The organism is Flavobacterium soyae (assembly GCF_021245985.1).
Lineage (GTDB): Bacteria > Bacteroidota > Bacteroidia > Flavobacteriales > Flavobacteriaceae > Flavobacterium > Flavobacterium soyae.
The window spans coordinates 88,989-102,568 of sequence record NZ_JAJQXA010000002.1; the positions used below are offsets into that span (position 1 = coordinate 88,989).

At 31.8% G+C, this 13,580-nt stretch carries 10 protein-coding genes and 1 tRNA gene; 4 read left to right on the forward strand and 7 right to left on the reverse strand.

Annotation, left to right across the window (positions count from 1 at the left end):
• Positions 1–134 precede the first annotated feature (134 nt).
• The 5 genes from LUU93_RS02855 to LUU93_RS02875 form a co-directional block, all read right to left on the reverse strand.
• A complete protein-coding gene (locus tag LUU93_RS02855) occupies positions 135–548 on the reverse strand; it encodes a DNA primase (protein ID WP_232678016.1) in 414 nt (137 codons plus the stop codon).
• Between the two features lie 9 nt (positions 549–557).
• Entirely contained in the window at positions 558–1,526 is a 969-nt protein-coding gene (locus LUU93_RS02860) for a deoxyhypusine synthase family protein (RefSeq protein WP_232678019.1), read from the reverse strand.
• Positions 1,527–1,637: 111 nt separating this feature from the next.
• Positions 1,638–3,041 carry a type III PLP-dependent enzyme domain-containing protein gene (locus LUU93_RS02865; RefSeq protein ID WP_232678020.1) on the reverse strand — a complete coding sequence of 468 codons (1,404 nt, stop codon included), beginning with the start codon at positions 3,039–3,041 and terminating at the stop codon, positions 1,638–1,640.
• Between the two features lie 299 nt (positions 3,042–3,340).
• Positions 3,341–4,408, reverse strand: a complete 1,068-nt coding sequence (aroB, locus tag LUU93_RS02870) for a 3-dehydroquinate synthase (RefSeq protein WP_232678021.1) — start codon at positions 4,406–4,408, stop codon at positions 3,341–3,343.
• Positions 4,409–4,527: 119 nt separating this feature from the next.
• Complete coding sequence (locus tag LUU93_RS02875) at positions 4,528–7,233, reverse strand: O-antigen ligase family protein (RefSeq protein ID WP_232678027.1); 2,706 nt, start codon at positions 7,231–7,233, stop codon at positions 4,528–4,530.
• A 159-nt stretch (positions 7,234–7,392) separates the two neighbouring features.
• Here LUU93_RS02875 and LUU93_RS02880 point away from each other — a divergent pair, with 159 nt between their 5' ends.
• Complete coding sequence (locus LUU93_RS02880; RefSeq protein WP_232678029.1) at positions 7,393–8,565, forward strand: proline dehydrogenase family protein; 1,173 nt, start codon at positions 7,393–7,395, stop codon at positions 8,563–8,565.
• Between the two features lie 320 nt (positions 8,566–8,885).
• Here LUU93_RS02880 and LUU93_RS02885 read toward each other — a convergent pair whose 3' ends face one another.
• Positions 8,886–10,676 carry an ABC transporter ATP-binding protein gene (locus LUU93_RS02885; protein ID WP_232678033.1) on the reverse strand — a complete coding sequence of 597 codons (1,791 nt, stop codon included), beginning with the start codon at positions 10,674–10,676 and terminating at the stop codon, positions 8,886–8,888.
• Between the two features lie 263 nt (positions 10,677–10,939).
• Between LUU93_RS02885 and LUU93_RS02890 the strand changes: the two genes are divergently transcribed.
• The 3 genes from LUU93_RS02890 (at position 10,940) to LUU93_RS02900 (ending at position 12,731) form a co-directional block, all read left to right on the forward strand.
• Positions 10,940–11,017 (forward strand) — tRNA-Val (locus LUU93_RS02890).
• A gap of 234 nt (positions 11,018–11,251) precedes the next feature.
• Positions 11,252–11,761: a hypothetical protein gene (locus LUU93_RS02895; protein ID WP_232678034.1), complete on the forward strand. Its 510-nt coding sequence runs from the start codon at positions 11,252–11,254 to the stop codon at positions 11,759–11,761.
• Entirely contained in the window at positions 11,751–12,731 is a 981-nt protein-coding gene (locus LUU93_RS02900; protein WP_232678036.1) for an SdiA-regulated domain-containing protein, read from the forward strand. The genes LUU93_RS02895 and LUU93_RS02900 overlap by 11 nt, the downstream gene beginning before the upstream one ends.
• Positions 12,732–12,939: 208 nt before the next feature.
• Here LUU93_RS02900 and LUU93_RS02905 read toward each other — a convergent pair.
• On the reverse strand, positions 12,940–13,580 hold a 641-nt coding region (locus tag LUU93_RS02905), incomplete at its 5' end, for a linear amide C-N hydrolase (protein ID WP_232678037.1).

Below are 13,580 nucleotides of genomic sequence, written 5' to 3' on the forward strand. Positions count from 1 at the left end.
GGCGAATAATCTATATTTTAAAAATACTTTTTAAAATATAAATATAGTAATTTTCTTATAATTTATTTTATCTATGGCAATAAAAAAAGGAACTCAAAAATAGAGTTCCTTTGTCTATATATTAAAGAAAATGATTAATCTTCATCGTCTTCATCTTCGTCATCATCAGCTATATCGTCTGGGTCTCTGTCATCGTCATCTTCGTCATCTCCGCCATCAACGTCTGGTTTATCCTGATTGTCATCATCGTCATCATCATCTGCTGCATCATCATCAAGATCAAGACCTTTTACTGGCTCGATTGTATCAACATCAAGATCAATATCATCATCTTCATCATAATTTTCGATTCTGTCAGCAAGTTTAGTACTGATTTTTACTAAATAAATAGTGTCTTCAGTACGAACTTCAACAGCTTCTACTAATTCGTTTTTAGCGTTTCTAAAACGGATAACATCCGAATCATCATAACCATCAGGAAATTTTTCAACCAAAAGGTTTAAAATTTCGTTTGTCAGTTTGGCGTAGTCTACTATAACTCTTTTCATAAAAATATCCTATAAATCTAATAAATATGCAAAAATTAACGGCGCAACAATTGTAGCATCCGACTCGATAATAAATTTAGGGGTTTTGATATCTAACTTACCCCAGGTGATTTTTTCATTTGGAACTGCTCCTGAATAAGAACCGTAACTAGTTGTTGAATCTGAGATTTGGCAGAAATAGCTCCAGAAAGGAACGTCATGCATTTCCATATCCTGATATAGCATTGGTACAACACATATTGGAAAATCTCCTGCGATACCTCCGCCAATTTGGAAAAATCCGATACCATTTTGGCTGTTTTTTGAATACCAGTCGGCAAGGAAAGTCATGTATTCAATACCAGATTTCATTGTAGATGCTTTCAAATCACCTTTGATTACGTATGATGCAAAAATATTACCCATAGTACTATCTTCCCATCCCGGAACAATAATTGGTAAATTTTTCTCAGCAGCAGCATACATCCAGCTGTCTTTTAAATCAATTTCGTAGTATTCTTCTAAAACACCTGATAATAACATTTTGTACATGAATTCATGTGGAAAATAACGTTCTCCTTTATCATCAGCATCTTTCCAGATTTTGTAGATGTGTTTTTGTAAACGTCTAAAAGCCTCATGTTCAGGAATACAAGTATCTGTAACACGGTTTAATCCTTTTTCCAGCAAGGCCCATTCGTCTTCTGGTGTCAAATCACGGTAATTAGGAACTCTTTCGTAGTGAGAGTGAGCTACTAAATTCATGATGTCTTCTTCTAGATTGGCTCCAGTACATGAAATAATTTGTACTTTATCTTGTCTAATTATTTCCGCAAAAATTTTACCAATTTCTGCTGTACTCATTGCTCCAGCCATACTCACCAACATTTTAGATCCATTTGCTAATTGTTGTTCGTATTCTTTGGCTGCATCTACCAGTGAAGCAGAATTAAAGTGTAAATAATGTTTTTCAATAAACTGACTGATTGGTCCTTTCATTTTGATTTTTGTTTTTTTTGTTTTTTTTGAATTAAAAGTTTTAACCTTTTTTGTGTATATGCAAATTAATAATTTTATAATAATTAACCTTAATTAATTTACAGTTTTTTTTTACATTTTTTTCTTGTATCCTAATATTTTTAACACATCATCTGAAGTCTGCTGCTCAGAGAAAACTTCTGTTGCCAGAATTCCATTTTCATCACGATCTATCAAAATATGTTTTGGCTGCGGAATCAAACAATGGTGTAAACCACCGTAACCTCCAATAGTTTCCTGATACGCTCCTGTATTAAAGAAACCAATATATAATGGCTTTTCCTTATTATATTTAGGCAGATAAATAGCGTTCATATTTTGTTCAGAATTGTAATAATCATCACTATCACAAGTTAATCCTCCTAAGAGAACCCGCTCATAAGTATCATTCCAGCGATTAATAGCCAGCATAATGAAACGTTTATTAATAGCCCAGGTATCCGGAAGGGTAGTAATGAACGATGAATCGATCATGTTCCATTTCTCTCTGTCATTTTGTTGTTTTTGATACAAAATCTGATAGATTGCACCGCCGCTTTCACCTACTGTAAATGAGCCAAACTCTGTAAAAATATTTGGAACATCTACTTCAGCTTCATCACATGCTATTTTAATTTGATTGATAATTTCATCAATCATATATTGGTAGTCGTATTCAAATGCCAGAGAGTTTTTAATCGGGAAACCTCCGCCTATATTTAAACCATCCAGAGTAGGGCATTCCTTTTTTAGTGCAATGTAGACTTTAATACATTTTACAAGCTCATTCCAATAATAAGAAGTATCGTTTATTCCGGTATTGATAAAGAAGTGAAGCATTTTAAGCTCTAGTTTATCATTTTCCTGAATTTGTTTTTTGTAAAACGAAACGATATTTTTATAACCAATACCTAATCTTGATGTATAAAACTCAAATTTAGGTTCTTCTTCGGCAGCGATACGAATTCCAATTTTGAATTTTCCTTTGATTTCTCCCTGAAGTAAATCAAGTTCTTCATAATTGTCAATAATCGGAATTGTATTTTTATGTCCGTTATTGATTAATCTTGCAATATTATTAATGTATTCGTCTCTTTTAAAACCATTACAAATTACATAAGTGCTTTTATTGATTTTACCATTTTCTAATAAATTCTCAACAATATTAACATCAAATGCAGATGAAGTTTCAATATGAATGTTATTTTTAAAAGCTTCGTTCATAATGTATTCAAAATGAGAGCTTTTTGTACAGTAACAATAATAATATTTTGCTTCGTATTTGTTCTTTTCCATTGCATTTCTGAACCAGGTCTTTGCCTTATTAATATTTTCAGAAATCTGAGGCAGGTAAGTAAACTTTAGTGGTGTACCATATTGTTCAACCAATTTCATCAAATCGATGTTGTGGAACTGAAGGTTGTCTTTGCTTAGTTTAAATTCTTCTTGCGGAAAGTAATATGTTTGGTTAATTAGATCCGAATATTTTGTATTCATTTATATTTCAATATTTTAAGTAGTAATTATTAAATTTAGTGATTTTATTCTAAATCTAAAATTCAAACTCTAATATTAGCAAATATAATTTGCAGTTTTTCGTGTTCTGCTTTTGAGCACAGGAAAACATCAAAACAAAACGGACTTTTGCTATTGTAAAAACGGTTCAACATTCTAAGTAAAGAACTGTTGAGACGGTTTCTGTAAGAGCTGAATTGTCTTTGTTTATTGTTTGTTTTCATTGTGGCAAATGTAAAAAATAATATATACCAAAAGCAATGCTTTTAATTAAAAAAAGTTTAAGATTTATAATCCTGAAACGCAGCCAGAATTAATTTATTTTCAACGGATTGGTTAATTTTAATTTTTCCGATTCCTTCAATTAACGCAAATTGAATCAAACCATATTCATTTTTTTTGTCATGAACAAGCAATTCTAAAATAGGATCAATGTCGTTTTCTTCAAATTTCACATCGTCATAAATAGCTTTTATAGCTGTTTTTATTTCAGAATATTCTGCTGAAGTGATTAAATCTTTATGCAGGGAAATATAACTTTCCAAAATCATCCCCACAGCGATTGCTTCTCCGTGTAATAAAGTTTTTTTGGATTCGCTTTCTAAAAAATAGCTTTCGATAGCATGCCCCAGAGTATGGCCGAAATTAAGTGCTTTACGGATGTTTTTTTCTGTTGGGTCCTGAATTACGATTTCGTTTTTAATTTCTACCGAGCGGTAAATCAATTGGTCTAATGCATTATAATCAATAGCTCCCAGATCAAGAAACTCTTTCCAGTAAGCCGCATCATAAATTAAACCGTGTTTTAGCATTTCTGCAAGTCCTGAACGCATTTCGCTTTGCGATAAAGTTTCAAGGTATCCTGTGTCAATCAAAACCATTTGAGGAACATTTATAACACCAATCTGGTTTTTAAGATTGCCTAAGTCAACTCCTGTTTTCCCTCCCACAGAAGCATCAACCATAGATAATAGGGTAGTAGGGATGTTTATAAAATCAACTCCTCTTTTAAAGGTTGAAGCTACAAAACCGCCTAAATCTGTTACAACACCGCCGCCAAGATTAATTATAAGTGATTTTCTGTCTGCTCCAAGTTCTGTTAAAACATGCCAGATTTCAATGCAGGTTTCAATATTTTTATTAGCCTCTCCAGCTTCAAACTCGATAATTTCGATATTTAAATCTGTTTCAATTACAGGTAAAAGTTTGGGCAGGCAATACTCATTTGTCTCAGTATCAACAATAATAAAGATATTTGAGTATTTATTTTCTTTTAAATGTTTATTTAAAGCTTCGTATGCATACTGGTTAAAATGCACGAGATAATTGTTCGCTTGAATAGATTGCATAATTCTTCGGTTAATTGAAACCGCAAAATAAGGCATTTTTAACTAAAATATATTCAAATTTCAGCCCTAATTTGTTTAAAAACGAATCATTCTAAATTAATGCTTTAAAAGAGCAGAAACTATTTACACATCTTTAGTAATTGTTCTACATTAGAATAGTTTTTATTTTTTGATATGTTTAAATATTTACATGCATTCGTTTTGTCATCTTCTTTTAAATAGCAAATTGCAAGGAAGTATTCTGTTTTTCCATCATTTAGCCCTGGATACTTTAAAGCATTCAATAAATAATTGATTGCTTTTTTTGACTGCCCGACCTTTAAATAATAGAAACCTATATTTTGTGCTGCATAAATGCTTTTTGGGTCAACTTTTAAAGCTTTTTGATAGGATACAAGAGCTTTGTCCATTTCCTTGTTTTCTTCAAATTTCTGACCTTCTGTAATTAAATCGGCAATTAAAAGATCGTTTTTACGTTTTTTTATTACAGCTTCATCTGCTCCAACATTTTGCATTTTATACATTAATTGTTTTGCTGCAGGATAATTTTTATTTTTTGATAAATTAAAGTATTTAAGAGCATTAGTTTTATCATTTTCCTTCAAATAAGAAATCCCCAGAAAAAATTCTGTCTTTCCATCATTTAAGCCTGGATGTTTTAATGCTTCAAGCAAAGTGTTTATTGCTTTTTTATTCTGACCTTGTTTTAAATAATTGAACCCTATATTTTGTGATATGTAAACATTTTTAGGATCAATTTTCAATGCTTTTTCATAGGATTGTAAAGCATTATTTAAATCAGATTTATTTTCAAAGTTTTGACCTCCGGTTAGGTAACTCGTAATTAAAAGTTCATTTTTTTGAACTGTTAAGGCACTATCCTGAGGAAATTTTTTCAGTCCTTGATCAATCAGCTCGATTAAATTTTGATAATTATATCCTGAATATTTAAGTCCGCGAACTGCAAGATCCCATGTTTTAGGCATTGGTCTGTATTGAGAAAACAATTCATGTTCTTTTACTATTTCTAAAGTATCTCTTTTAGATATTGCAAAATTAATCGCAGTATTAAATAAATCATAATTCCTTGGACGCAGATAGAATGCCTTCTTAATATAAATATAAGCACTATCAATGTCGCCTTTATTTTTAGATATTACGTTTTTATAAAAATCGATACGTCCCGAATATCCATTAATTTTATTGGCTTTTGAAAAACAATTTAAAGCTTTATCATATTGCTTTTCACGAACATAATAAATTCCGGCATATTCATAAAATGACTCTGAACTGCTGAAAGTATTTGGATAAGCAACAATTTTACTCACTACCTGATCTCCGGTAAGAAATCCTTTTTGGTTCATATTTATATTATCACGAGCGATTAGATATTCTAAATTTGATGCTTTGTAAATTATAAAAGCTGAATAACTCGTTAGCATTGATACCACAATTATAATTGAAACTGTAATTTTTGAAAAAAATATTTTATTGGTTAATGCAATTTGATTTATTTCAGAATTAGTTAAGCTCAAGGCCAGAATAAAACTAAAAAATATTGCCATTGTTGGTCTGTACATGGGAAAGTTAAAGAACGAATCTATTCCGTATACTATTAAAAGCAATAGGATTAATACAGCAATTATTTGGGATTCTTTATTTTCTGGTTTTATTATTTTTTTCAGATTTATAACAAAAACACAAATAAATATAGAAAGATAAATTAATCCATTTATTATTCCTGTTTCAGCTAAAATCTCAAGAAAATCATTGTGGGCATGTAAAGAAACCATGGAGTCATTAAAGATTGTCCTTTCATAAGGAATAGACTCAATTTGATAATTGCCCAGACCAATTCCTGTAAGAGGAGCTTTTTTGGTCATTTCTAATGTGTTTCTCCAAAAAGCTAACCTTTGTTGTGATGATTCATCATTGGTACTTATTTTGCTTACCCTGTTTTCTAAAGAGGTATATCTTCCTTTGTCTTTTGATTTTTGAAATATTGAGTTTGCAAATAATATGGCAGTCAATACCGGAATTATCAAGAATAAAACTTTAAAAATTGTTTCCCTTTTAAATTTATATTCTTTTAAAAGATAAATGATATAAATTAAATAAATTAAAAATAAGTTGATAAGCGGTGTTCTGGCTCCCGTTAAAAAAATAACCGAAGTAACAGAAAATAAAATAAAAACTAAAAACCATTTTTTGAATGTTGTAAAATGAGCTATACCTAAGAGTAAAAAAGGAATTTTAATAGTAAGGCTGGCTGCCAAAATGTTTATATTTCCCGTATTTCCTTTCATTGTATTCAATAAATCCATAATTGAAGCATGACGCGGAATAATAATAAAGTGACAAAGCTGCTGCCAGGATTGAATTAAGGCACTGATGCTGACTATAAATATAATTTTATAAAGAAGGTCTAATTTGTTTTTTAAAAGAATAGACAGATTTATAAATAAACAGAATACAATAACTATTTCTGTAAATTTTGTAAATACCAGTGAAGTATTTGTTGCAGCAAAATAAGATATAGCGCAAAAAAACAAGAATGCTGTATATAATTTAAAAATATAACTTTTTTTAAAAACGGGCCAAATATCTGCCGCAATTAAAGAAGGATTACAATAAAAATAAACAGCAATAATTACATTAATTACTGAAAGGTATAAAAACTGCGGATTAATGATTTCTGCACTTTTAAAATAAGGCAGAAAGTCAATTACTAATAACGAAGAGATAAAAAGAAGAACTATAAAATTAGGAATAGTGTATTTTCCTTTTACTTCACTTATAATACTGTCAATCTTTTGAGTATTCATACGTTTTCATTTTTTTGCAAAATTACATAAAAATCAAAGTAAAATCCTACTTTTATAACAAGTAATATTTTTAAGAGGATTAAAGATATCAAAAAATATGATATGATTTAGTAAATAATATTCAAAACAGTCTATATCTTTGCACAAAAACTAAACTTAATGGAAAAAATATTCGATAACACTCAGGTTGCTTTTTCACTTAAAAGTGATACAGAACTTGACAGGGCTTATTTTCTTTTTAAAATGATTGATAGTGAGCCTTTAGTACGTATTGGAACTGCTGTTACAAATTTTGCAATCAAAGCACATCTTCCTGTTGAAGGATTGATTCGTGCAACAGTTTTTGATCATTTTTGCGGAGGAGTAAACGAAGATGACTGTCTAACTGTAGTCGATAAAATGTTTACCAAAGGTGTTTCATCTGTATTAGATTATTCGGTTGAAGGAAAAGAAGAAGAAACACAGTTTGACGCTGCTTTAGAAATGACCTTAAAAACTATTGAATTTGCAAAAGAGCGCTTAGCGATTCCGTTTGCAGTATTTAAACCAACAGGTTTAGGACGTTTTGAATTGTATGAAAAATTAGGAGAGAAACAAACTTTAAGTCCGGCTGAACAAGAAGAATGGAATAGAGTAGCAGCCCGCTTTGATCAGGTTTGCAGTGAAGCTCACAAAAAAGATGTTGCCTTATTAATTGATGGTGAAGAAAGCTGGATGCAGGATGCTGCCGATGATTTAGTTACTGATATGATGCGTAAATACAATAAAGAAAAAGCTATTGTTTTTAATACATTACAAATGTACCGCTGGGATCGTTTAGATTACTTAAAAAAGCTTCATGAAACAGCAAAGAACGAAGGTTTCTTTATTGGAATGAAATTAGTTCGCGGTGCTTATATGGAAAAAGAGAACAAAAGAGCAGAAGAAAAAGGATATGTTTCACCGATTTGTGTTTCTAAAGAGGCAACAGATATTAATTATGATGCCGCTGTTCATTATATGTTAGAACATTTAGAAACAATGTCAATTTTTGCAGGAACTCATAACGAATTGAGTTCTTACAAATTGATGGAAATGATGGCTGGAAAAGGTATTGCCAAAAACGATAAAAGAATCTGGTTTGGGCAATTATACGGAATGAGCGATAATATTAGCTACAACTTAGCTGAAAACGGTTATAATGTTGCAAAATACCTTCCGTTTGGACCTGTAAAAGATGTTATGCCGTACTTAATTCGCCGTGCAGAAGAAAATACTTCTGTAGCAGGACAGACAAGCCGCGAATTATCTATGATTAAAGCAGAACGTAAACGTAGAAAAGGTAAGGAATAGTTTTCAGTCTCAGTTTACAGTTTATATATTAAAAAGCTTCAATGAAAATTGGAGCTTTTATGTTTTCTAGCATCTAAAATGACTTTTCTTAAATTTCTGGATATTTGAATATTCTTTATGTAAACTGGACTAAAGTCCAGCCCTACAATATGGATCGAGCCAAAGGCTCTTTGATAGTTCCGAAGGAACAATTATATTGTAGAGCTGGACTTTAGTCCAGTTTACATAAATAAAAATTTAGAAAAACAAATCCGGCAGGTTTTTAAACCTGCCGGATTTGCATTATAATTGAGATTCGGAATTTAAAAATTGAAAATTCACTAAGAATTACTAAACTGTAAGTTGCTTAAGTTTTTGTAAATTCCGTTTTCCAGATTTATTAATTCTTGATGTGTTCCTTCTTCTGAAATTTCTCCGTTATCGAGAACTAAAATTTTATCCGCATTTCTAATCGTCGAAAGGCGATGAGCAATGATAATACTAGTTCTTCCTTCCATTAGAACTTCTAAAGCTTCCTGAACCAGTTTTTCGCTTTCGCTGTCTAAAGATGAAGTTGCTTCGTCTAATATTAAGATACTTGGATTTTTAAGCAAAGCTCTTGCAATTGCAATACGCTGGCGCTGCCCACCTGATAATTTTACACCGCGTTCCCCAACCAGTGTTTCGAATTTTTCAGGAAAGCCATCCACAAAATTGAATGCATTTGCTTGTTTTGCAGCTAATAATATTTCTTCATCAGTTGCATTTGGTTTTCCGTAGGCAATATTTTCTCTGATAGTTCCGCCAAAAAGAATAACATCCTGCGGAACAATACTCATGTTTCCACGAAGATTTTCTAAATCATAGTCGTAGATACTTTTTCCGTCAACTAAAATTTCTCCTGAAGTTATATCGTAAAAACGCAATAAAAGTGATGAAATAGTTGATTTTCCGGCACCACTTGGACCAACAATAGCTATTTTTTGTCCGAATTCTGCAGAGAAATTTACATCTTTTAAAACCTGAACTTCTTTTCTTGAAGGATAACTAAAAGCAACATTTCTGAAAGAAACAATTCCTTTTATTTTCTCAATAGAAGATATTTTTGGTGTTGCATTGATTGCTTCCGGAGTTTCTTCTAATAATTCAAAAACGCGTTCTGTTGCTCCAACTGCTTTTTGGATTTGCGCATACATTTCGGCAATTCCTCCAAAAGAAGCACCAATAAAGGTCGTATAAAGTACAAACGAAATTAAATCTCCTACACCCTCAACCTCACCTTTTATAGTCAATGTAATTCCGTACCAAACGACAGCAACTACACATCCAAAAAGACATAAAATGATAAACGAAGCAAAGTAACCTCGGTATTGACCACCTTTAATAGCAATTTTTACAATCTCTTTTATTTTGTTTCTATAACGTTGAATTTCGTACCATTCATTGGCAAAAGCTTTTACATTGCTGATTCCCTGAAGTGTTTCTTCAACGATTATTTGGCTTTCAGCTACTTTATCTTGAGTTTTTTTTCCATATTTACGAATAAATCTTCCAAATATAACGGCGGCAACTGCAACAATTGGTACAATGGCCAGCATCATTAAAGTTAATTTCGGACTTATATTTCCCAGAATAACAAATCCTCCAATAATCAGGATTAACTGTCGTAAAAACTCGGCAATTGTAGTAGTAAAGGTGTCTTGCAGCTGCGAAATATCAGCACTGATTCTACTATTTAACTCTCCAACACGTTTTTGAGAATAAAAAGACATTGGTAATTTTACCAGATTTTCATATAAAGCAAAACGGATATTAGATAATGAATTCTCTGTAAAATTTACAAAAAGTGAAATCCTGAAAAAAGAGAAGATCGCCTGAAGCGTAAGAATCACCATTAATCCAACAGCAATTTCGTTAGCCCTGCTAAGGTCTTTATTGGTAACACAATCAACCAGCATTCCCATTAATTTAGGAAAGGCGAGGGCAGTGGCGCTGGTTAATAATAAGAAGATCAAACCAAGGAAAAATTTCCATTTATGGCCTTTTCCGTATTTAAAAATTCTGAAAGCTTTTTGAAGTGAATTAGAGTCTAATTTAGCCTTTGGTAAATCATTTTCCTGAAATCTTGCCATTTGAGTATACAATTAAGATATGCAAATGTATGACTATAGCAAATGATTACAAAAGATTATTATAAATTAGGCAGCTGTATTCTTTTTTTTAACTAAAATTAACTGAAACATAATTTTTATTTAATTTTTAAAAAGCTGAAAAATAGAATGCTAAATAAAAGCATGAAAAAATATTTGATTTTTTTTAAAATATGCTTGCAATTACAAATTCTAGCTGTATATTTGCACTCGCAATCACAAAATGATAGCATTCTAATAAAATAGGGCGATTAGCTCAGCTGGTTCAGAGCACCTCGTTTACACCGAGGGGGTCGGGGGTTCGAACCCCTCATCGCCCACCATGAGGGATAACAGAAATGTTGTCCCTCTTTTTTTGATATATAATCATTTATATTGCCCATTTTCATCCGGAATTAGGTATTCATTTTATCCAAAATACCTACACAAGAAGCCGAAAATGGAAACTTAAAACCTGAGGTAACCAATCCACCTAAAACTATTTCAAAAATCTGGAACTATTGCTGTAACTTTTTTAAAATAAACCGTCAAAACTATAAATCTAAATTATAAACCAAATGAAGTCAAAAATTTTTTACACACTAAGTATTTGTAACCTGTTAGCTTTTAGTTTCTATCTCTTTTCATTTTCCAGTAAGGATAATGTTAAAGTTGTAGATTTTCAGGATAAAATAATAAAAGTCCGGGGTATTGTGGTTGTTGACTCACTTGGAGTTGAGCGTGTTATTATGGGTTCTCACTTACCTGAACAGAATTTGAGCAGTTATGGCAGCAGATTAAATTCAAGAGGTAAGGTTGGCGTTTCTGGTGTCATGCTTTATGATGCGGAAGGACAGGAAAGAGGAGGATATGTTACAGATGACAATTTAGGAAATGCTTTTCTGACTTTAGACTCGAAAAGCGGCATGCAGATGTTATTACTATCAGAACCACAAGGTGCTGCAGCAATAATGTTAAATGACCATGATAGAAAAAACACGATAACACTATCTACCAGTGATGGAAATGCATCTGTAAAATTGAAGAAGAATGATAAAAATATAAAATTATATGAAAATGAACAATAATAAAATTCTATCAACGCTCATTTTACTTTTTGCAATATTAGGATGTAAAGGTCAAAATATTTTCATCCCTAAACTGACAAATATAAACCCGGTATCTTATACAGATGTGGTTTATACTGGTATTAAAGATACGGTGCTTGTTTCTACTTTCAGCGGACGTATTTCCAAAAGAATAAATGGCAGTCCAAAAGAAATTGCTATTGCAAAAATTGCAGATGAAATTTATTCTCTGGCTTATAATCCCCAGCGAAAAGAAATTGCCGCTGCCACTTTAGAAAATGACATCCTTTTAATTAATGAGAAAAATGGAAAAATCATAAAAAAACTGCCCTTAAAAACCACTTGGTCCATTGCTGTATTCTTTTCGGATAATTTTAATTATCTGATTACTCAGGACCAGAAAAAAAACCAATATATCTGGGATGTAACCAAAAATTACCAGGAATTGGTATTGCCATCTGATTTCCCAAAAGGAACTATTGTAAAGATTGACAAACAAAACATCGCAGTAATTGTTACTCCAAGTAAAGTTACCTATTGGAATATGAATAACAATACGGTACAAAAAGAGATTTTAGTTGACCTAAAGAAATTTACGGACATGGATAGTGAAGGAAATTTTCTTTCCTTAAATTATAATGAATGTGCCAAATACAACAGTAATACTCATCAAACGGAATTTAAAGTAAAGCACCCCAATTGGATTACACATGATATATACGATGATAGTAAAGTATATGAAGACAATTACAGCATGAATCTTACTACGGCAAAATTTGCTAAAGATAAAATTTATACAGCCAGCATTGACCGTTCAATAAGAATTTGGGATAAAAAAACCGGCAAGCTTTTAAAATCACTAACAGACGACCATAAAGCAACTGTAAATAAATTAAAAGTATCAAAAGACGAAAACCAGCTTGTATCTGTTGACCTCAAGGGTGGAATCCAGTTTTGGAATATAGAGTAAGAAATCCCGACCAAGTTGGTTTACTTACGAAATTGAGATTTTAAACTCGAGAAACATAAGAGACTGTCAATCAAATACAAACCCTGACATTCCATAAAAAAACTCCTTAATTTCTTAAGGAGTTTTTTATGGTTATTTTCCCAAAAACTTTTTTGCATTGAAAATAAACACAAAATATTATTCAATCTTTTATTTAATAATTACAAACTCATTTTGGATCTCCTTTAATACTATATGGAGTACTTTTTACAAACGATCCCGCGGCGTTTCCTGCATACACTTCATTATTGGTCAGATTAAGCTTTTTGGCTGGGGTTCCTGAAGAAAAATCAACTGTTTTGAAATCTACCCAAAATGTATTAGGTGTTTTTGATGATTCGAAGTAATAAACCAGATTTTTTTGATCCGACACCGTTCTCCATAAAGTAGAAGCAATGTTAGGCTGATCGGCAGTTGATATTCCAAGGGGTACTGAGCAATTTCTTATTACACTTAATAGTCCTGCTACGCCGGCAGCTGGATCATTGGTTTTAGGTAAAACGCTGCTGTAAAATGAAGCACGAACAAATCGGTCTGCCGCGCGATTGGTTCCTGGTAACATTGTGAGCCCTCCAATAGAATTCCAATACTCATTTAATGCAAGCTGTTGATCAAAAATAGGAGAGTTTGTCATAACAGTATACTTTGTATCATGGTGGATCACTAATTTTCCATTGATATACTCAAATATTGCATTATCTCCTGTCGGGTCTGAGATGGACAAATGAAGCGTTGCTTTTGGACCTTCTCCTGGCATTGAACCTGTCATAAGAACAAAAGGCTCTTTTTGCAATGCAATTACAGCTTCAT

Bases quoted from the DNA above. Each gene is read 5' to 3' on its own strand.
- LUU93_RS02855 (WP_232678016.1), bottom strand. From the start codon at position 548: ATGAAAAGAGTTATAGTAGACTACGCCAAACTGACAAACGAAATTTTA.
- LUU93_RS02860 (WP_232678019.1), bottom strand. From the start codon at position 1,526: ATGAAAGGACCAATCAGTCAGTTTATTGAAAAACATTATTTACACTTT.
- LUU93_RS02865 (WP_232678020.1), bottom strand. From the start codon at position 3,041: ATGAATACAAAATATTCGGATCTAATTAACCAAACATATTACTTTCCG.
- aroB (WP_232678021.1), bottom strand. From the start codon at position 4,408: ATGCAATCTATTCAAGCGAACAATTATCTCGTGCATTTTAACCAGTAT.
- LUU93_RS02875 (WP_232678027.1), bottom strand. From the start codon at position 7,233: ATGAATACTCAAAAGATTGACAGTATTATAAGTGAAGTAAAAGGAAAA.
- LUU93_RS02880 (WP_232678029.1), top strand. From the start codon at position 7,393: ATGGAAAAAATATTCGATAACACTCAGGTTGCTTTTTCACTTAAAAGT.
- LUU93_RS02885 (WP_232678033.1), bottom strand. From the start codon at position 10,676: ATGGCAAGATTTCAGGAAAATGATTTACCAAAGGCTAAATTAGACTCT.
- LUU93_RS02895 (WP_232678034.1), top strand. From the start codon at position 11,252: ATGAAGTCAAAAATTTTTTACACACTAAGTATTTGTAACCTGTTAGCT.
- LUU93_RS02900 (WP_232678036.1), top strand. From the start codon at position 11,751: ATGAACAATAATAAAATTCTATCAACGCTCATTTTACTTTTTGCAATA.